We start from the raw sequence: 20,052 nt of genomic DNA, 5'->3' as shown, positions 1-20,052 counted from the left end.
ACGTCCGCCGGGCGGCTTCTAGAGCATGCGGAGCACCGCGTAGGTCTCGCCCTCCCCCGGCGGCCGCGTCCAGGAGCGGGTGGTGAACGTGTGCAGCCGCCCGCGCACGATCGCGTGACGCGGCAGACGGACGCCGAACTCCTCGGTCACCGCCTCCAGCAGCGGGCGTTCCGCGTCGGTGCCGCCCTCCGGGCCGGCGAAGAACCGGTCCGGGTCCAGGGCCCGCGGTATCTCCCCGCTCTTCTGGATCTCCCCGTCCGCGTAGGTGAACGCGTACTGCTCGGCACCGTCCTGCGCCACCGAGAGGTGGAAGAACGGCTCTCCGTACCACGACCTCAGACCGGACCACACCACCACCGCGCGGGTGCCCGCGCTGGCGGCCACGGCCGGGGAGACGAACCGCTGCCGGAGGAACGGGGCCGGATCCCCGTCGAAGGCGAAACTCCAGCCGTCGCCGGCCCGGCCGACCGCCATGAGAGCCCTGTCCTCGTAGGACGAGAACTCCCTTCGGCCGTCCAGCTTCTTGTGGTGCGCCTCCCAGAAGGTCATGGGTTCGCTCAGCACGGTGCCGTCCCCGTCCGCGAGACGTCCGGGCAGCTCCTCCGGCCCCACGCCCTCCACCAGGACGAACCGGTAGGACGTGCGCTTGTTGCCCGGATCCGGCTCCGCGAGCCATGCCAGGCCGTCCGGGTCGAGTCCGGCGGACGGAGCCGGCGCCCTGCCCGTCTGCCCGCCCCGCGGGGTGGACAGCAGCTCGCGCCCCCGCTCCGGAGTCAGCAGCGGCCCGAGCAGCGGGTCGGCCACCCAACCCAGCGGCGCCAGGTGGTCCGGTCCCAGCGGCTCCCACAGGGGCAGAGCGTTCATCAGCGCCCGCCACGCCCCGTCGGTGTCCCCCCACCGCGCCAGCTCCCGCGCCTGCTCGACCGCCTCCCCGAACGGTCCGGTCGCCGTGTACCGGTACGTGCCGTTCCTCACCTGGTCCAGCAGCGTGCGGGCCAGCGTCACCAGAGCGTCGTCGGCGCCCCGCAGATGGAGCGTCAGCGCGGAGTCGTCGCGGTACGAGTGCGCCGCGTGCTCGGCGACCAGCGGCGGCAGCAGCTCGGACGCGTACCGCGGGTCCGTCAGCAGCCCGTCGAAGTACACCATGGAGGTCTGCCCGAGCAGACGGCGTATCTGGTCGCCCAGCCCCGCCGCCCGCGGTCTGCCGTATCCCCTGGCCTCGTCCAGCGCCCTTCGGGCCCGTTCCCAGCCGCCGCGCAGGGCCTCCAGCCGGGCCTCCTCCACCAGGGCGTCCAGCGTGCGCGTCGTGTCGTTGACGAACGGCTTCCCGTCGTCCCGGTTCGCCCGCAGGCTGTGGAACTCCCGGTACATGTCCCGCATGAACTCACGGAAGTTCGCATGCCGCTCGGGAGGGGCGGCCAGCCAGCTCGACCATGTGTAGACGGCCCACTCGCCGTCCTCGTCCACGTCCCCGGGGTCCAGCAGGACGTAGGTGACGTCGGACTCCACATCGAGCTGCAGCCCGCGCCACCACAGGCTCGTCTGCCGCCGCTCCTCGGACCCGGCGTCCTCGCCCCGGTGGTCCTCGAAGACCCCCGCGAGCCCCGACGCGTTGTTGTGCCAGTGCGCGTCCTCCGTCCCCGCCAGCAGCCGCACGAACCCGCCCGCGTGCCGCCATCCGTCGCTGACCTTGAGGAACTCCCGGTACGACGGGGGCAGCCGTCGGCCGAGGCGCTCCTCCAGGGCCGTGATCCGCTCCTCGGACGCGGGCGGGAACCCCAGCCACCGCGCCCGCCGCGCGGCCTCGTCGTCCTCGCTCCGCGTCTCGTCGGCGGACAGGGAGTCCGCCCACTCCTCGCTCCACCTGAGCAGGAAGGAGCGCCAGTCGAATGCCGTGGTGTCCGCCATGCGGCCGATGCTGTCAGCCGCCACTGACATCGCCCCGTCACGTCCCGTGGTCCAGGGGCTCGTTCGTGCGCGTGCACCGGCACGGCCCGCCGTGCCGGTGCACGCGCACCGCGCCGGGCGACCCCGCCCGCCCGGACGGTCCCGGCCGGCGGAGCGGCCGGCGGACTCCGCGCCGTCAGACGGCGGTGCGGCCGCCGTCCACGGAGAGCACGGCGCCCTGGACGAAGCTTGCCGCGTCGCTGGCCAGGTAGGCGATCGCCTCGGCGATCTCCTTCGGATCGGCCGGCCGGCCGGCCGGGGCCCGGGCGGCCAGGGCGTCGAGGGCCTCGCTCATGCCGGCCGTGCCCTCGGTGCGGGTGGGCCCGGGACGGACGGCGTTGACCCGCACCCCGCGCGGGCCGTACTCCGCGGCCCATGCCTTGGTCAGCAGCTCCACGGCCGCCTTGCTCGACCCGTACAGGGCCGTGTCCGCCATACCGAAGGCGGCGACCATGGTGCTCACGTTGACGATCGCACCGCTGCCCCGTTCGGCCATCGCCGGCGCGAGGTCCGCCACCAGGAGGAACGGCGCCTTCACATTCACCGCGTGGACGGCGTCGATCTCGTTCTCCGTCGTCCTTTCGGTGGGCCCGAGCGGGTAGATGCCCGCGTTGTTCACCAGGAGGTCGACCCGGCCGCCCCCCAGGTCCACGGCCCGCCGCGCCAGCTGCCGCACCGACGGTGCCTCGCGCAGATCCGCGGCGACGAAGTCGGCCTTGCCGCCGTGGTCGCGGACGGCCGCGACCACGGACTCGCCGCGGGAGCCGTTGCGGCCGTGGACCAGGACATGGGCGCCCCGCTGGGCCAGCAGCACCGCGGTCGCGGCGCCGATGCCGCTGGTCGCCCCGGTCACCAGGGCCACGCGCCCGGTCAGTTCAAGAGCACCCATGAGGCTGTCCTCCGTGTCAAGAGGTGAGGACCGCGGTTGTGCGGTGGCGCTGCATCCAGGACTCGCCGGCCCGGTCGCGAACCGGCTTGCGGGGAGAGCACCCCTGTCACCGTGGGATTCCGTTCTCGTCATGGACCTCCGTCATCGGCGATTCCTGAGATCGCCGTGAGGCCAGGGGCTGTTCCGAACGGCCGCACCCCTCATAGAGGGGAGCATCGGACCGCCTCGGGGCCGGTCACGCCGCGCATACACCTCCTGAGGGGCACGAAGGGCCGCTCCGGGTGCCCCTACGGTCAAGGTATGACGGTCGCGCACGCATCGCGCGCTCACCTGAGCCCGGGACGTGGCCCCGGCAGCCTCGACCGTCGCGCCGAGTCGCACTGCTGCATACGCGACTCGCACGGCTGTCGCATCGAGGCGGGCCAGGTGGGGGGGGCATGCCCAGACGGACACGTTCAGGCCCGGACCAGCAGCCGAGGCTGAGCACTTCGCTGGAGCAGGCCCCGGGAGGACCGGATCGGTCTGCGGGAGGTTGTCCGATACAGCGCCCCTGCGGCCTGTGCCTGCCGGCATCTCGTTCCGGTCGGCTTTCGGCGTCGATCCTCCGGAGTGCGCGCGCCGATCCGGGCAGAGCACCGGCTCTTCTCCCGCGGCTGCGCCAAGTTCCCGGCCGAAGCGCACAACTGGGCCAGCGGCTTTGATCAAGGTGTCCACGCGGCGCTGGGGGAGCCGCCGGGCGATGCGAGGGGTGCCCGGAGAACGTCCTGACCCGGAAATACACCGGAACTACTGGTCGGGGCGGGAGCGCTGGTGGGGGAGGCATCGGGAGCGAGGCAGTGCTCCGGTTCACTGCCCAGACATACGCCGCGCAGAGCATCTGGCGGACGTCCGCCGTGCTCAGGCGCCCTTCTTCTGCAACCCCTCACAACACACGCAACGCTTCAAGTTCCTCACGGGGCATCAAAGACAACGACCTCGCCCGGAACTGCCGGCTCGCACTCCGACCTGCCCTGCCCGTATCTCAGAAGAGTTCAGGGAATGAATGGGACAACCAGCCGGGTGAGTGAACGAGCAGGGCACCGGCATTGCCCACTCGTCTGCTCGAGCAGCCTGCCAAAGGACGGACAGGATCTTCAGCCGGGAGGTTTGCGGGGGCCGGACCGTTCTGCACGGGGTTGACGGTTCCATGCGTCCCGCTCCGCCAGGGGAAGGGCCATAGGGCGGTAGAAATCCCGTCTCGGGGATGCGGGCCGGCCGGAAAAGGGAACACGGGAATGTCTCCCGGGAAAGGTCGTGAAGTCGCGGCTGAATCATGGAAACCTCCAGCGCATGACCGGTGAGCCCGGTCAGCAGTAGGCGTACGTGAACCCGTACCGGCCGGCAAGCGGAGTCAAGCATCCGGGTGGGAAGCTTGGCCGGTATTGATCCCTGTTGTTGTTGAGTCGCTGTACTAACATCCATACCATGAATGAATTAGAGATGCGGCAGGGGGAGCGAGGGTGCGGTAGTGCGCAGGATTCCGCAACAGTGCGTCACATTGATTCGGCCGGACGTTATCGGAGAAATGGCGAATTCGGCCTGGCGGTAAATTCACGGTGTGACCGCGGTGTGCTGTGTGACGTACGGGAGCGTCGCTCGGTCGTACGGGTTTTCCTCGTGGACGGGTATCCGGTCTTCCGGGCCGGAATTCGGGTTGGAGTGAGGAACGAATCCGACATGGAACTGACCGGTGAGGCGTCGACCGGTGAAGAAGCGCTGCGCATGCTGGAGGAGAATCCTCGGATGCGCCCCGACGTGATCCTTGCGGACTTGCAGTCATCCGGTATGACCGAAGGTGATTTCCTGCAGGCTGCTGGTGAGTTGTCGGGCGGCCGCCCCATGCGCCTCCTGGTCCTCTCCGGGGAAGAGACCGACGAGTCCGTGATCACCGCCATGAGTGCCGGCGCTCACGGATTCCTGGAGAAGACGACACCGTGGGACGAGCTGATGAGGGCGATCCGGCTGGTGGCGGCCGGAGGGGTGGTGTTCGGTCCGGTCGTCGCGGCACGAATGCGGGCGTACTTCTCCAGCGTGCGCGACCTGCGCGGGCAGTTCGCTTTCCCGCAACTCACCTCACGGGAGAGGGAAGTTCTCGACCTGCTGGCGCGAGGCTGGGGGAACCGGGAAATCGCCCGGAATCTCTTTCTCTCGGAGAAGACCGTCCGCAATCATGTGACGCACATCTTCGCAAAACTCCAGGTGCACGACAGGGCGATGGCGGTGGTCCGGGCTCGGAGAGCGGGAATGGGGAAGTGATTCCGTTTTCCCGGTGCAGACGTACCAGAGGAGGAAGAATGGCAGTGCAGGACCACAGCAGGCGGCGTGCTCTTCAGATCGCTCTGGGGGCCTTCGTTCTCTCCGGGTACACGGCGGGCGGTGCGACCGCCTTCGCTGCGGACCGTCGCGGAGAAGAGTTTCCCGAGGTCCCTGGAATGTCTGGTGACCGCCGGGCGAACGAACTCTGGTATCAGTTCAACGTGGCGACGCTTTACGAGCAGTCGGCTGACGTCAGGGAGGCCTACGCGCAGATCAACGGCCACTTCGGCGGAAACCTTCCGGTGACCCTGCGCGAAAACTGGTTCGCCATGTACAGGGAACCCGATTACCCCCGTAACTATGCCGCTTTTATGGCCCCGGTGACACGGGCGCTGCGGACCCTCTCGCGGGTGCAATTGGAAGTTTTCGACACGTACTACCCGATAAGGCGGCGGCTGGTGGAGGCGTTCTCGTTCTTCGGTCAGGGAACCCTGTTCGACCCGAGGGAACGCGTAGGGCTCAGAGTGCACACCATGGACGCCCGCCCGGGCGAGGCGCCGACGGCGTACCACACCTGGTACCTCTTCATGCGTGCGATGATGCTGCTCGGCATCGACACCGACCGTTGGCGGAGGATGGCTCCGCTGCTGGCGTTCGCATGGGCGGTTCAGAACACGGCCCTTCCGGCCATGGACGAGATCAACCCCCCACTGCCCGCGGACACCCTGCGACGTTTGGCATGTACCTGGCTACCGACGAACACCCGGCAGCTCGATGCGGCTTTCCAGTCGTTTCCCGCTCCGCCGGACACGGTGCCGCGCCGCTGATCCGTCAGCCGAGCTGTCCCGAAGCGGCGTCCGTGCGTGGCGATGTCCCGGGACGGTACAGCTCCAGGAGGTCGGCGTCGACACGCCGGACGCTCTTCGGGAGCCAGGACGCCGCCACCCGTGCCACCGTCTCCCGCGGGAGGGGCGGGTTGACCTTCCGGGTATTCGGCCTGGCGATCAACTGGAGTGCCCAGGCGAAGCCGTTGATGGGGATCATCGCCCTCCAGAACCGCCGGTCGATGTCGAGCAGCACACTTGCGAACTGGTAGGCGTGCCACGTGTGGTAGGCGAGGGGCGGGTCCCCGTCCATGGTGTGCACCTCCGACTGGACCGGTGCCCGACGAGGGTCGAAGAGCACACCCTGAGCGAAGTAGGACATGGCCGTGAGGATCCGGTCGTAGCGGTGGCCGTAGTAGAAGCGGAAGACCTCTACCTGCACCTCGGAAATCACGCGCAGTGGCTCACGGACCGGCCGCAGAAAGGCGGCGTAGGTCTCCGGATACCCGGCAGCCGTCCCTGTGCGCACCCAGGCATCGCGGACGCCTTTCAACGGATTCCCGCCGACATGGGCGGCAACCGCCGCATAGGCGTCCGCGAGTTGCGGCGTCTGCCGGAAGTACGTGGCCTCGTCGAACTGGTACCAGAACTCGTTGGCCAGACGGTCCCCGAGCATCCCGGGGACAGGAGGAAGGCCGTGGACATCCGGTCGGAAGTCCGCCGCCCGGGCGAGCCGGCTGGAAGCCGGCAGCATCAGTCCGGCTGCGCCCACGATACCGAGCGCACCGCGCAGTGCCTGCCTGCGCCCGTACCCGTTCCGTCGCGCAGCATCCATGAAAGGCCCGTCCTTTCGGTCCGGAGGACAGTGAGGGCGACCCGTCGGCCACTGCTGCCATGCTGTGATCGACGCTCGCACCCTGTCCACGCCGAGAACAGAACCGGGACATGAGCGGGACCACGGACTCAGGCATCCGGGACCCCTGAGTCCATAGATTCACTTCTGTCCGCCGAAGCGCTGATCGTGGCGTGTCCGGCGGCGTTTTCGCACAGATGCCGAGAAGAAGGGAACGTCATGAAGGACGAGACGGTCTACGAGCCCCCCGCCCTGGTCGAGATCGGGGACTTCGCGGAACTCACGCTGAGCCGTGGCACCTGGGGCTGGGACGACTACAACGAGTGCTGGTTCCTGGGCTGCTGATCCCGTGATGAGGATCCCCTTCTGCCGTCGCTGACGGCAGCTGGGGGAGGCGTCGTGTGTGCCCGGTGGCGCACGCCGCCCGGCACACACAGAGTTCCTGGACGAATTCCGTCCATCCGGCCAGTGGGGGGGCAAGTGGGGTTCCTCGTTCTTCCCGACAACCAGGACGGCGCGGCGGTGGCTCGCGCGACGAGCCCGGGCCTTGAACAGACGCAGGTGATCCCCCATGCCTCCGGGCGCCCATGGATCGTGGGTGCGTGGAATGCCGGGGAGATGCTGACGGCCTCAGTGGGCCGGAAACGCCTGGCATTGCTCGGCTGTTTCGGAACGACCTCGGCGGAGCTGCTCCGCGCGCTCTCGGGCAGCGGAGACGTCGCTGCACTGGATGCCTTCCTCCGGTCCGTGCCCGGAAGCTATCACGCGATCGTCTCCTTCGACGGTGAGGTGCGTGTGCAGGGCTCCCTGTCCGGCGTTCACGAGGTCTTCCACGCCACGGTCGGCGGGGTGACGTGCGCGGCCGACCGTCCGGACACACTTGCTGCCAGGATCGGCGGCGACATCGACGCGCAGGCATTGGTGGGGCACCTGCTGTCGCAGCAGCCCTGGCCGCTGAGCGGATACACGGTGTGGCGGGGTGTCGAATGCCTCGCCCCCGGCCACTACCTCCGGATACGGCCCGACGGTGCCCATCGCGCCGTCCGGTGGTGGAGCCCTCCGTCCGCCGAGCTGACGCTCGCGGAAGGCGCGCGCCGGGTGCGGAATGCGCTCGACGACGCGGTTGCTGCACGGGCGAGGAACACTCCGGCCCTCGGTTGCGACTTCTCCGGCGGCATGGACTCCACGAGTCTCGCCTTCCTCGCCAGTCGGCAAAAGGGCTGCCGGCGGCTGGTGACGATACGCAGGGAGGCCGTGGACCCTGCCCACGACGACGCCCAGTGGGCGCTGCGCGCCGCCGCATTCCTTCCCGGCGCCGAGTTCGTCGTACTGCCGAGTGCGGGGCTTCCCCTCTCGTTCACTGACCAACTCGCCTATGACGAAGACCTGGAGGCCCCATATCCCTGGAGCCGGGTGAAAGCAGTCGTGGCTTGTGTCGCCCGGCAGTTGGCCGCCCGCGCCGTGCCTCTCCAGCTCACCGGTCACGGAGGCGACGAACTCTTCAGCCCGGCGCCCTCCTTCTACCACGCCCTTGCCCACAGCGAGGGGCTCCGGTCTGTGCGAGATCTGCGGGTCGCCCGCAGCATGTACCGCTGGCCGCTCGGTGCGATGTTGAGCAACTTGCTCCGCAAACCGTCCTACCGCCAGTGGCTCATCACGGCGTCCATGTCTCTGACCAAGCCCGTCGGCGGGCCCACCGAGCCCTTCACCGGCTGGGGAGCCCACCCCAGGCTGCCGCCTTGGGCAACCCCCGAGGCGGTCGAGATGTGCGCCGGGCTCCTTCGCGAGGCGGCCGCCCGGGGAACCCCGCCCCACTCTCCCGAGGCCGCGCAGCACGAAGTCCTTCAGGCCGTGCGCCAATGCGGGACGAAGATTCGCCTCACCAATCGTCTCACTTCCCGGTTCGGGGTGGCATACCACGCTCCCTACCTGGACGACCAGGTAGTGAGCGCCGCCCTTTCCGTGCGCCTCGCCGACCGCGTCGAAGCCGAGCGCACCAAGCCGGTTCTGGCGACTGCCATGAGGGAGATCGTGCCGGACGCGCTACTGGACCGCACCACCAAGGGCGAGGCCAGCGCCGAGGTGTACGCCGGGGCGCGACACCACAAGGCTGAACTGCTCGCACTCACCGAGGACATGCGCCTGGCCCGCTTGGGCCTGGTGGACGACACCGCCGTCCGCGCCGCACTCCTGGCACCGCATCCCGTCTCACGGACGTTCATCCCTGTGGTCACCACACTCGCCTGCGAAGTGTGGCTGCGCTCGGTCGAAGCGGCGCGGACACGTATGCGCCAACAGGAAGGAGCCGCATGAGCTACTCACTCGCCCCTCATGTAGCGGCGGCCGAAACCGACGACGGCATGGTGCTGCTCCACGAAACCACCGGCCGCTACTGGATGCTCAACACCACCGGCGCCGCGGTCGTACGGTCCCTGCGGCAGGGCAAGGAGGTTGCGGAGATCGTCGACGAACTCAGTGCCCGCTTCTCACTGGACATCACGCGCGTGACCGCCGATGTCGATGCGCTTCTGAAGCGTCTCACTGAGGCCGGGCTGGTGACGAGGTGAGCTTCCCCGTCGTGCCGGAGCGGCGGACGCACGTTCCGTTCGCCACACGTCTGCTCGCCCGAGCCGCTGTGACTGCGGCATGGTTCCTCATCAGGCTCCCGCCTGCCAGACTCCGTCGCGTCCTGAGCGTTGTCGCGCGCGGTGCGCGCCCCGCCACCCGGGCGGAGGCCCTGCGCAGCCGCCGAGCGGTGGTGTCGGTGAGCAGCAAGTGCGCGGGCCAGGGCTGTCTGCAGCGCTCCGTGGCCACCGTGCTGCTGTGCCGTGCCAGAGGGCACTGGCCGGACTGGTGCACAGGTGTACGGACGCAGCCGTTCCGTGCCCATGCCTGGGTCGAAGTGGCCGGCTGCCCCGTCGGCGAGGGCGAGGACGTTCAGTACTTTCAGACGCTCATGCGGGTGCCCGCCGCGACCGGAGACCGGAGGGACTCATGAAGGCGAGGGAGGAAGACCTCAGGTTCGGCGTCATGCTGGCCACTGACCGCCACCCGGGCCAGGGGGTGGCGGATGTCCTGGCCCGCACCGTGGAGGTGGCACGGCGGGCGGAGGAGCTGGGTCTGGACGACGTGTGGGTGACCGAGCACCACTTCCTCGACACCGCTGTCAACCCCTCGGCGCTCACTCTCGCCGCGTACCTGCTGGCGAAGACCGAGAGCCTGCATGTGGGCACCGCGGTGACGGTGCTGCCGTTGCACTCGCCGGTGCACACGGCGGAACAAACGGCCTTGCTGGACCAGTTGTCGGGCGGCAGGTTTCTTCTCGGCGTAGGGCGCGGCTTCCCCGGCGTCGAGTACGACCTGCTGGGTTCCGGGCTCGCGGCTTGGCGAGCCGGGCTGGCCGAACCGCTGGATCGCCTCCTGGCTGCGCTGCGCGGCGAGGTGTCCGCGGATCCGGCCCTCTCCGCCGTCCGGCTCACGCCGCCCGTACGGAACCCGCCCGGCCCGCCGGTGTACGTGGCCGCCGGTTCTCCCGCGTCGATCGAGCTCGCCGCCGACCGGGGGCTGCCCCTCATGCTGTTCGTCGACAAGAGCGCCGAGGCCAAGGCGGAGATGGTGGCCCTCTACGAACGCCACCGGTTGCGCGGCGGGCGGCCGGAGCCGGCGATGGGCCACGCGTTCGCCGTGTTCGCGCAGGTCTGTGACGACCCCGAGGATGCCAGGCGGCTCATGCACGACCGCGCGCGGTTCATCCTTTCCCTCAACAACCACCCCAGCCGCCTTCTGAGGGATACCGTCTCGGCACCGCCACCGGTTTCCGCGGCGAACGTCGGACTCCTCGCGGACAGGCTTATGGCGACGCACCCCGTCGGATCCGTCGAGACGTGTGCCGAACGGCTGACGCACCACATCCGCACTTCCGGCTGCACACGGGTGATGTGCCAGGTGGAGGCCGAGGCAGACACCGACGACGTGCTGCGCAACCTGGAGCGGCTCGCCACCGAGGTTTTCCCCCTCGTACGGCACAGGCTCGGCGCGGCCTCTGCCCGGATCGCGGTCTGAGGGCTGCTCCGCCATGCTCACACGAGCGCGTGGCACGGGCCCCCGCACCAGGAGGGCGGTGACGGAACCGTCGCCCGTACCGTTCCGCTCGACCGGCCGTGTTCTGCTGGCGCACATGCGTCCGCACCGCCGCCGGATAGCTCTGGGCGGGTTGCTCGGGCTGGCGGGGGCGGCGGCAGTCCTTCTCCAGCCGCTTGCGGCGAAGGAACTGATCGAGGACCTCTCACGACACGACCGTGTCGCGGGCACGCTGGCCCTTTTGTCCGGGCTCGTTCTGCTGGGTGCCGCGCTCAAGGCGCTCAGCCAGTACGTCCTCGCGTACGCTGCCGAGTCGGTGGTGCTGCGTGCCCGCCATCGGCTCATCGGCAGGCTGCTGCGTCTGAAGATGCCCGTCTTCGAGGGCATGGAACCCGGGGACCTCCTGGCACGCGTCACCTCGGACACCACACTGCTGCGGCAGGTCACCACCCAGTCGGTGGTCTCGGCGGCCAACGGCATTCTCACCATTGTCGGGGTGCTGGTCATGATGGGTCTGCTCGACCCCGTGCTGCTGTGCGTCTCCGTCGGGGTGACCGTCCTGGTCAGCGTGGTGGTCACCACCGCCATGCCACGCATCTCCCGCGCCACTGTCCGGGCGCAGGCGTCGGTGGGTGCCATGGGCGCGACACTCGAACGTGCTCTGGGGGCACTGAGGACAGTGAAGGCGTCGGGGGCGGAGGAACGCGAGACCGCCGCCGTCCGCCGAGCGGCCGACGAGGCGTGGCGGCACGGCATACAAGCGGCCAGATGGCAGGCGCTGATGGGTACATCGGCAGGGCTCTCGGTCCAGTTGTCGTTCCTGTCCGTACTGGGAGCCGGGGGAGCCCGGGTCGCATCGGGTGCCATCGACGTGTCCACCCTCGTCGCCTTCCTGCTCTTCCTCTTCTACCTGACGGAGCCTGTCTCCCAGCTCATTCAGGCCACCACCCAGTTCCAGGTGGGGGCGGCGGCCGTCGCCCGGTTGCGGGAGGTGGATCTGCTGGAGACGGAGGACGACGCTCCGGCGGTGCGGCGCGGGACGACCACAACTGCTCCGACCAGGCCCCCGGCCACCGTCGTTTTCGAGAAAGTCGTCTTCCGCTACCGCCCTGACCTGCCCGACGTCCACCGCGGTGTCGACTTCACGGTGCCCGGCAAAGGGATGACCGCCGTCGTCGGACCTTCGGGTGCGGGGAAGTCCACCCTCTTCGCCCTGCTGGAACGCTTCCACGAGCCCACCTCGGGCAGAGTGCTCCTCGACGGCCGGGACATCCTGGACATCCCCTTGCCGGAACTCCGCGCTGACATCGGCTACATCGAGCAGGACGCCCCCGTACTCTCCGGCAGTCTGCGCGACAACCTCCTGCTCGCCGCGCCCGATGTCACCGACGAGGAACTCCATGACGTACTCGTCCGCACACGTCTCGACGCGTTCGTACGATCCCTGCCGAGGGGACTCGATACCCACGTCGGACACCGGGGAGCCAGGCTGTCCGGCGGTGAACGCCAGCGTGTCGCCATCGCGCGTGCCCTGCTGCGTGGACCCCGGCTGCTCCTCCTGGACGAGGCCACGTCCCACCTCGACGCAGTCAACGAACAGGCCCTGCGCGACGTCATCCTGGAAGTGGCACGGCAGACGACGGTGCTTGTCATCGCGCACCGCCTGTCCACCGTGACGACGGCCGACCGCATCGTGGTCATGGAGTCCGGCAGGGTACGAACCACCGGCACCCACGAGGAACTGCTTGTCCGGGACGCCCTGTACCGGCGCCTCGCGGCCACTCAACTGCTCGTCTGACCAGCTCGTGCACGGCAGGTGGTGAGGCGTCGGGCTCCTGACCGCCGCTCGTGGCCGGGCGGCGGGGAAGGCGCCCTGGGCAGCGAGCGCCAGTGGCCGGAGGAGCACAGGCCTGTTGCCCAAGGTGGCAATGAACTCGTCGCTGAGGTGGTCCCGGTGTGGCGCGACTGACACCGGCAGGGCTTGTGCCCTGGTCCCGGAAGTGGGCCGTAGGCGCCCGGCGGGGCGGTCGGCTGATCTTGGCCCACCGGCTTTTGGCCGCACTCCACCAGCTCTGTCAGGGGACTGCGCACGGCGTGCCGGCCTGCTGATGCGCGCGGACTGCTCCACCAACGCCTGGGCCACCGGCCGTCGGAGGCAAGGGGGACCGGGAGGCGATCGTCTCCGGCGCCTTCTGCGCGCTTCTCCCCGGTGTCCCGGCAGCGTCACCCAGGGGGCTCGGGACGGGCGAGCTGCGTTCTGGGCCGGTGGATCTTCCCTTCATGGATCTTCTTCCTCTGGATCTTTTCTCCCGCCCCCGGATCCCTTCTCCCTCCCGCAGGTCACGGGCTTGACCTTGACACGGTGACAAGGTGTCCCCTGGGCGCAGGAGGTGGTTGCGATCAAACCGGTCAACGGAACCCCGCAGCGTGCCCGCGTGCTCGACGCCCTGGGCGCCGAGAACTCGTCGGTCCGGCTTCGGGCGGCCCTGGCGGCCGGCTCGGACCCCGACCCAGGCTTCCTGGAGCCCCTCGTCGAGCGGTGCGCGGTCGAGCCGGACTTCTTCGTGCGGGACATGCTCTCCTGGGCGCTGACCCGTCTCCCGCCGGAGATCACCCTGCCCCGGATCCGCCGGGAGCTCGACTCCGCGTGCGCTCAGGCCCGCAGCCAGGCGCTGCACACGCTCTCCAAGATCGGCGACAGGAGGGCGTGGGCCTGGATCACCCGTGACATGCTGCGCGACGCCGACGACGAGATCGCGCGGACCGCGTGGCGCGTCGCGGTCGTTCTCGCACCCGAGGAGGCGAGGAAGGACCTGGCCGGTGAACTGGTCGCACAGCTCGGCCGGGGCGACCGGGAGGTGCGGCTGAGCCTGAGCCGGGCCCTCGTCGACCTCGGTGAGGTGGCCAGGCCCGTCCTGGAGCGGGCCATGAGGAGCCCCGACCCGGTGGTGGCCGAGCACGCCCGGGCCACCGAGCTGCTGCGCAAGGACCCGGAGGCCGGTTTCGACGCGGCCGTCGACGAGGCGAGGCGCATCGTCGCCCTCGGTCCGGAGCGTGCCGCTGCCGCCGACGCCGCCGCGGCCGCAGGGACCACCAGGCCGGCGGAGGCTGCGAAGGTGGAGGAGGGAGAACGAGGCGGCTGAGGAGGTCGTGGCATGCTGATCGGCGAGGTGGCCCGCCGCTCGGGAGTGAGCGCACGGATGCTCCGGCACTACGACGCTCTCGGCCTGGTGCGGCCGACCGGCCGCACCGCGGGCGGCTACCGCGAGTACTCCGCCGAGGACGTCCGAAGGATCTTCCACGTGGAGAGCCTGCGCTCCCTCGGGCTCTCGCTCAAACAGATCGGGCGTGCGCTGGAGGACCCGGACTTCACCCCGTCCGCCCTGGTCGGCGACCTCATCCGGTGGACGGAGGAGCGCCTGGAACGGGAACGGGAGCTGCTCGAGCGGCTCCGCGCGATCGATGCGTCCGGGCCCGCCGACTGGCAGGACGTCCTGCGCATCGTCGCGCTCATGCAGGGGCTCGGTTCGGCCAGCGCCGCGCGCAGGCAGCAGGCCGTCCTGACCCGCCCGGAGGGCGCGTCGGCCCCCGCCGGGCTGCTGGCCGAGGCGGTCCTGCGCGAAACCGACCCCCATGTCGCGGGCGCGCTGCGCTGGGCGCTGGCCCGGTCGGGCGGCGACGGCGCGGCGGAACTGGCCGCCGGCATGCGTTCGGAGGACGCCGGGACCCGGCGGCGCGCGGTGCTGGCGATCGCCGAGCTGCCCGAGACCCCGGAGACGACCGCGGTGCTGGCGGACGCGCTCGAGGACCCCGATGCGACGGTGCGCGGACATGCCGCCCTGGCCCTGGGCAGGCGGGGGAGGACCGAGGCCGTGCCGGCACTCGTCGCCATGGTGGTCGAGGGCCTTCACGACGTCGACGCGGCGGAGGCCCTGGGAACGCTGTCCCAGGACCCCGGGTGCGCGGACCGGGTTCTGGCCGCGCTGACCGGTGAACTCGCCGCGCCCACCGCGGACCGTGCGACACGGATACGGCTGACCCAGGCACTGGTCGAGCTGCCGGGGACCGCCGCGCGGGAGGTCCTGCGACGTCTGGCCCACGACGACGACCGTGCTGTCGCCCTCGTCGCCTCGGCCTTCGCCGCAGTCCTGGACGAGCGCTCCCCCGAGGACGGGGCCGGCGAGGACTCCCAAGGGCAGGCGGAGGACCCCCGGGGCAGGCGGAGGGATCCTGAGGGCACGCGGGCCGGGATGCCGCGGCGCCCCGGCCCGCGGAGGCGGCCCTCATGAGCCCTTCAGGGCGGCGGCGGTGGCGGTGCCCTCGATCCCGGCGACCGGTCCCTGGTAGAGGATCCGGCCGCCGTGCCGGCCGGGGCCCGGGCCGAGGTCGATGAGCCAGTCCGCGCGCCGGACGACGTCGAGGTTGTGCTCGATGACGACCACGGTGTGGCGCCGGTCCAGCAGGTGGCCGAGGACGTCGAGCAGGACGGCGATGTCGCGCGGGTGCAGGCCCGTGGTGGGTTCGTCGAGGACGTAGAGCGTCGGTGCGGTGGCCTCGCGCAGCTCCCTGGCCGTCTTGAGACGCTGGCACTCGTCGCCGGACAGCGTGGTGAGCGGCTGGCCGAGGCGGAGGTAGCCGAGCCCGACCCGCCGCAGGGGAAGAAGCGCCTCGTGGATCCGCCGGTCCGGCAGCCGCTCGAGGGCGTCGGTGACGGTCAGGCCGTCGATGTCCGCGATGGACAGCCCGTCGACCCGGTGGCGGAGCACCTCGTCGGTGAACCGCCGTCCCCGGCAGGTCTCGCAGACGGTCTCCTGGCCGTCCATGAAGGCGAGGTCCGTGTAGACGACGCCCAGCCCCTTGCAGTCGGGGCAGGCGCCCTCGGAGTTGGCGCTGAACAGGCCGGCCGGCAGGCCGCTGCGCCGGGCGAAGAGCCTGCGGACGGCGGGGGCGGCACCGGTGTAGGTCAAAGGGGTGGAACGGCGGTTGGTGCCGACCGGCCTCTGGTCGATCACGACCGCGTCGTGCTGGTCGACCAGTTCCGCCGCGAGGCTGGACTTGCCCGATCCGGCGACTCCGGTGAGGACGGTGAGGACTCCGGTGGGTATGTCGACGGTCAGGTTTCTGAGGTTGTTGCGAGTGGCGTTCACCACCGTGACCGTGCCGGTGGCCGTCCGCGGGCCGGTGGTGACCGGCGCACGTTCGTCCAGAGCGGCGGACGTGGCCGTCCGTGCCGCCCGGAGCTCGTCGAAGGTGCCCTGGAAGACCAGCTGCCCTCCGCCGGCACCCGCGTCGGGCCCGATCTCGATGATCTGGTCGGCGATCGCCATGACGGCGGGGTCGTGCTCGACGACGAGGACGGTGTTGCCCTTGTCGCGCAGCTGCCGCAGCAGGGCGGTCATGGAGGCGACGTCCTGCGGGTGGAGGCCGACGGTGGGCTCGTCGAAGACGTAGAGCATCTCGACGAGGCTGCTGCCGAGGTGCTTGACGGTCTTGATCCGCTGCGACTCCCCGCCGGACAGGCTGGTGGTGGCGCGGCCGAGGTGCAGGTACCCGAGCCCGATGGTGATCATGGCCTGCAGCCGGTCCCGGAGAGCGGCCACGACCGGGGCGACGGCGGGGTCGGTCACCTGTTCCAGGAGACCGGCGAGTTCAGTGATCTCCATACGGGCCATCTCACCGATGGTGCGGCCCAGGACGGTGGCGGTGCGACTGGCCTCCTTCAGACGGTCGCCGTGGCACTCGGGGCAGGTCTCGGAACGGGTGAACCGGTCGATGACCTCCCTCTTGCGGTCGGAGAGCTCGTCGGCCGTACGCAGGTGGATCCGCTCGAACCGCTCCACGACGCCCTCGTAGTCCTTGGGCGGTCTGGTCCCCAGACGCGCGGCGTGCTCGCCGCCGTGGAGCAGGGCCTGGCGCTCGGCCTCCGTCCAGTCGCGCAGCGGCGTGTCGGCGTCGAAGAGACCGATGTCGGCGTACTGGGAGTACCAGTAGCCGCCGTTGCCGAAGCCGGGCAGCAGGATCGCCCCCTGGGCAAGGGACTTGTCCAGGTCCAGGAACCGCTCGACGGCGCTCACCACGACCTCGCCGAGCCCGGAGCAGGTCGGGCACATGCCGGCGGGGTCGTTGAAGGAGAAGTGGTTCGACTCGCCCACGTACGGCGTGCCGATGCGGGAGAACAGCAGCCGCAGATGGGTCCAGGCGTCGGTGACCGTTCCCACCGTGGACCGGGCGTTCCCGCCGATCCTGCGCTGATCGATCACCACCACCGGTGAGAGCCCCTCGATCCTCTCGGCCTCGGGACGTGTCCACTTCGGCAGCCGGTTGCGGACGAACGGCGGACAGGTCTCGTTGAGCTGATGACCGGCCTCCGCCGCGATCGTGTCGAACACCAGCGACGACTTGCCCGACCCGGACACCCCGACGAACACGACCAGCCGGCCGCGCGGGATGTCCACGTCCAGACTCTTCAGATTGTGGGTCCGGGCACCCCGGATGCGGATCACGCGCTCTAGCATGCGGCGAGGCTAGGAGCAGATGCGGCCGGTTTCTGACCGCAACGGCGGCGGAACAGACGGAACAGAGGGAACGGAAACGGGACGGGAGCGGGACCGGGCACATGGCGGACGTCACCCAGCGCATCCTCGCCCTGCTGGCCACCCTCCAGACCGGGCGGTCCTTCAGCAGCGACGAACTCGCCGCCCGGCTCGACGTCAGCCCCCGGACGCTGCGCCGTGACATCGACCGGCTGCGCGGCTACGGCTATCCGGTCAGGGCCCGGCCCGGTCCCGGCGGCCACTACCGCCTCGCCGCCGGCACCGCCATGCCGCCGCTCGCGCTCGACGACGACGAGGCGATCGCGACCCTCCTCGGGCTGGCCACCCTCGCCGCCACCGGCAGCGCCGCCGAGGGCAGCCTGGACGAGGCCGCCACCCGGGCCTACGGCAAGGTCGACCAGCTCCTCCCCAAGCGGCTGCGTCATCGCGCCGCCCATCTCCGCGCGAGCCTGGAGACCGGCACCACTCCCGCCCCGAGCACCAGCACCGAGGTCCTGACCGCCCTGGCCGAGGCCGTCCAGCACCGCCGGGTCATCACTTTCGACTACACCGGCCGGGACGGCACGGTCACGTCCCGCCGCGTCGAGCCCCACCGCCACGTCCACCACAACCTGCGCTGGTACCTGCTGGCCTGGGACACCGGCAAGGACGACTGGCGTGTCTTCCGCATCGACCGCATCGCCCGCCTGCACACGACCACCACCACCTACGCACCGCGGCCCCTGCCCGCCGGCACCGCACTCGACTACCTGCGCCAGGGACTCAACAAGGACCGGGTGCGTGTCGTGCTCACCGTGGACGCGCCCCTGTCCGCCGTCGTCGACGCGTTCAAGTACCAGGAGGCCGAGATCGTGGCCCTGGACGGCCGGCGGACCGAAGTGGTGCTGAGGACGGACACCTGGCAGTGGCTGCTGCTGGCCCTGGCGTTCCTGGACGCCGACTTCACCGTCCGAGAACCGCCCGGACTGCGGGACGCCCTCCGGGCCTTCGGCGCACGCCTTCTGCGCTGCCTGTGACGTTTGCGGACGGGTCAGGAGGCCCGGCCGCGCCCGGCGGGGAAGGACGCCAGCCAGGAGGTGACCCGGCTGATGTCGGAGCTGGTGACCACGCCCACGACCCGGCCGTTCTCGACCACGAGGGCACGGTGCGCCGGACTGCTGTCCAGCGCGGGCAGGAGGTGCACCAGCGGATCGTCGGGGCGGGGGGTGGGAATGTCCCCGACCGGGATCATCACCGAGGTGACGGGGGAGTCCCGCTCCACGTCCGGAACGCCGGCGGCGGTCCTCACCTGCACCAGCCCGACGGGACGCTGCTCCTCGTCGACGACGGGAAAGGCGGAGTGCCGGTAGCGGAACTCGGGAGCCGTGAGGAACTGGGCCACGGTGAGGGAGGCGGGCACGGTCACGGGGTCGGGGCTCATCGCATGGCGCACCGGGACGCCGCTCAGCAGCTCCCGCAGCTTCGCCTGACCGCCTTCCGCGCTCGCCATGGCGATGATGAACCAGCCGACGACGACGAGCCAGAAGCCGTTGAAGACCGCGCCGGCCAGGACGAGGTAGAGCCCGGCGCCGGTCAGGAGCCAGCCCAGCGCGCGTCCCGCGCCGGTCGCCACCTCGGTCGCGCGCAGCGGACTGCCCGTTTTGTGCCACACCAGGGCCCGCAGCAGCCGTCCGCCGTCCAGAGGGGCGGCGGGCAGGGCGTTGAAGACGGCCAGCAGGATGTTGATGCCCGCGAGCCATGCGAGGGTCTCGACGGCCGGCCCGGCACCGTACAGGGTGCCGAACAGCGCCGCGAGAGCTCCGAAGAGCACGCCGAGCAGCAGGCTGACCAGCGGGCCGACCCCGGCGATGCGGACCTCGGAGGCGGGGGTGGGGGCCTCGCTCTTCAGCCGGGCGACGCCGCCCAGGAGCCACAGTGTGATGTCGTCGACCTCCACGCCGTTGCGACGGGCCACGAGGGCGTGGCTGAGCTCGTGGGCCAGCAGGGACAGGATGAAGACGACGGCTCCCAGGATCCCGGAGAGCCAGTACTGCCAGGGCGGCCGGCCGGGGTGGACGTCGGGGAACCGGCTCGCGAGGCCCACGGCGAGCACGACGACGATGAACAGGACGCTCCAGTGCACTCCGACCCGGATGCCTGCCACACGCCCGAGCGAGAAGGTCGCCTTCACCACGGATGTGCCTCCCTTCGTGCGTCCTGTGCTGTGCCGGGTTCCACACGGCCGGGGCCTGACCCGTCGCCCGTCACCGGCGCGCGGTCCGGGAGGGGAGCGGGGACGACCGCGCCGTGACGCCGGAACGACCGGAGCGGGAAGGGCCGGGACGGGAGCGGTGGGAACGGGAACGGCCGGACGGGAGCGGTCGCAGGGGCCGGTCGCCGAAGGCGCGCCCCGCCCCCGCAGGCCCGTGGCGCTCAGCCGTCGGAGAGGGGGCGGGCCCGGGCGACGAGCAGGGCGACGTCGTCGTGGTCGTCGGGGCGGCGCAGGGTGTGCAGGAGCCGGTCGCAGGTCTCCTCCAGGGGGCGCTTCGGGTCGTCGAGGAGGCCGAGGAAGGTCTCCAGACGCCGGTCGATGGGCTCGTTCCGGCTCTCGACCAGGCCGTCGGTGTAGAG

General features: G+C 70.6%; 17 protein-coding genes. 11 read left to right on the top strand and 6 right to left on the bottom strand.

Annotated features, from left to right (window positions below):
* Positions 1-18: 18 nt before the first annotated feature.
* Positions 19-1,908, bottom strand: a complete 1,890-nt coding sequence (locus CCN35_RS00965; RefSeq protein ID WP_067388840.1) for an SMI1/KNR4 family protein — start codon at positions 1,906-1,908, stop codon at positions 19-21.
* Positions 1,909-2,083: 175 nt separating this feature from the next.
* Positions 2,084-2,836 carry an SDR family NAD(P)-dependent oxidoreductase gene (locus CCN35_RS00960; RefSeq protein ID WP_079129498.1) on the bottom strand — a complete coding sequence of 251 codons (753 nt, stop codon included), beginning with the start codon at positions 2,834-2,836 and terminating at the stop codon, positions 2,084-2,086.
* A 1,608-nt stretch (positions 2,837-4,444) separates the two neighbouring features.
* Here CCN35_RS00960 and CCN35_RS00955 point away from each other — a divergent pair.
* Together CCN35_RS00955 and CCN35_RS00950 are read left to right on the top strand one after the other, a co-directional pair.
* Complete coding sequence (locus CCN35_RS00955) at positions 4,445-5,131, top strand: LuxR C-terminal-related transcriptional regulator (protein ID WP_245862974.1); 687 nt, start codon at positions 4,445-4,447, stop codon at positions 5,129-5,131.
* A gap of 38 nt (positions 5,132-5,169) precedes the next feature.
* Entirely contained in the window at positions 5,170-5,958 is a 789-nt protein-coding gene (locus CCN35_RS00950) for a hypothetical protein (protein ID WP_086791205.1), read from the top strand.
* 4 nt (positions 5,959-5,962) lie between these two features.
* On the opposite strand, the gene CCN35_RS00945 is transcribed toward CCN35_RS00950, so the two are convergent.
* Positions 5,963-6,631: a hypothetical protein gene (locus CCN35_RS00945; RefSeq protein ID WP_143631341.1), complete on the bottom strand. Its 669-nt coding sequence runs from the start codon at positions 6,629-6,631 to the stop codon at positions 5,963-5,965.
* A gap of 396 nt (positions 6,632-7,027) precedes the next feature.
* Here CCN35_RS00945 and CCN35_RS27535 point away from each other — a divergent pair, with 396 nt between their 5' ends.
* From CCN35_RS27535 to CCN35_RS00910, 8 genes are all read left to right on the top strand, one after another.
* Positions 7,028-7,153, top strand: a complete 126-nt coding sequence (locus CCN35_RS27535; protein ID WP_107470375.1) for a lasso RiPP family leader peptide-containing protein — start codon at positions 7,028-7,030, stop codon at positions 7,151-7,153.
* 135 nt (positions 7,154-7,288) lie between these two features.
* Positions 7,289-9,121 (top strand): asparagine synthase-related protein, encoded by a 1,833-nt coding sequence (locus tag CCN35_RS00940; protein ID WP_067388618.1) that lies wholly within the window; start codon positions 7,289-7,291, stop codon positions 9,119-9,121.
* Positions 9,118-9,375, top strand: a complete 258-nt coding sequence (locus CCN35_RS00935) for a lasso peptide biosynthesis PqqD family chaperone (RefSeq protein WP_067388620.1) — start codon at positions 9,118-9,120, stop codon at positions 9,373-9,375. The genes CCN35_RS00940 and CCN35_RS00935 overlap by 4 nt, the downstream gene beginning before the upstream one ends.
* Complete coding sequence (locus tag CCN35_RS00930; protein WP_086791203.1) at positions 9,372-9,806, top strand: lasso peptide biosynthesis B2 protein; 435 nt, start codon at positions 9,372-9,374, stop codon at positions 9,804-9,806. The genes CCN35_RS00935 and CCN35_RS00930 overlap by 4 nt, the downstream gene beginning before the upstream one ends.
* Positions 9,803-10,870 (top strand): LLM class flavin-dependent oxidoreductase, encoded by a 1,068-nt coding sequence (locus CCN35_RS00925; RefSeq protein WP_067388625.1) that lies wholly within the window; start codon positions 9,803-9,805, stop codon positions 10,868-10,870. Before CCN35_RS00930 ends, CCN35_RS00925 begins: the two co-directional genes overlap by 4 nt.
* Positions 10,871-10,883: 13 nt before the next feature.
* Positions 10,884-12,686 carry an ABC transporter ATP-binding protein gene (locus tag CCN35_RS00920; protein WP_086791201.1) on the top strand — a complete coding sequence of 601 codons (1,803 nt, stop codon included), beginning with the start codon at positions 10,884-10,886 and terminating at the stop codon, positions 12,684-12,686.
* A 592-nt stretch (positions 12,687-13,278) separates the two neighbouring features.
* Positions 13,279-14,031 carry a HEAT repeat domain-containing protein gene (locus CCN35_RS00915; protein ID WP_086791199.1) on the top strand — a complete coding sequence of 251 codons (753 nt, stop codon included), beginning with the start codon at positions 13,279-13,281 and terminating at the stop codon, positions 14,029-14,031.
* Between the two features lie 12 nt (positions 14,032-14,043).
* Positions 14,044-15,177, top strand: coding sequence for a MerR family transcriptional regulator (locus tag CCN35_RS00910; protein ID WP_086791196.1), 1,134 nt, complete (start codon positions 14,044-14,046; stop codon positions 15,175-15,177).
* Here the strand turns inward: CCN35_RS00910 and CCN35_RS00905 are convergent.
* Positions 15,172-17,403, bottom strand: a complete 2,232-nt coding sequence (locus tag CCN35_RS00905) for an ATP-binding cassette domain-containing protein (RefSeq protein WP_086791194.1) — start codon at positions 17,401-17,403, stop codon at positions 15,172-15,174. The genes CCN35_RS00910 and CCN35_RS00905 overlap by 6 nt on opposite strands.
* Positions 17,404-17,504: 101 nt before the next feature.
* On the opposite strand from CCN35_RS00905, the gene CCN35_RS00900 reads away from it, so the two are divergent.
* Complete coding sequence (locus CCN35_RS00900; RefSeq protein ID WP_067388634.1) at positions 17,505-18,458, top strand: helix-turn-helix transcriptional regulator; 954 nt, start codon at positions 17,505-17,507, stop codon at positions 18,456-18,458.
* 14 nt (positions 18,459-18,472) lie between these two features.
* Here CCN35_RS00900 and CCN35_RS00895 read toward each other — a convergent pair whose 3' ends face one another.
* Positions 18,473-19,615 (bottom strand): site-2 protease family protein, encoded by a 1,143-nt coding sequence (locus tag CCN35_RS00895; RefSeq protein ID WP_245862953.1) that lies wholly within the window; start codon positions 19,613-19,615, stop codon positions 18,473-18,475.
* 239 nt (positions 19,616-19,854) lie between these two features.
* Positions 19,855-20,052, bottom strand: a 198-nt coding sequence (locus CCN35_RS00890) for a SpoIIE family protein phosphatase (protein ID WP_158100364.1), incomplete at its 5' end; no start/stop codon positions are given.

Origin of the sequence: Streptomyces thermovulgaris, assembly GCF_002155915.1 — a bacterium.
GTDB classification, from domain to species: Bacteria; Actinomycetota; Actinomycetes; order Streptomycetales; family Streptomycetaceae; genus Streptomyces; species Streptomyces thermovulgaris.
This window is presented reverse-complemented; position numbering and strand designations above follow the sequence as displayed.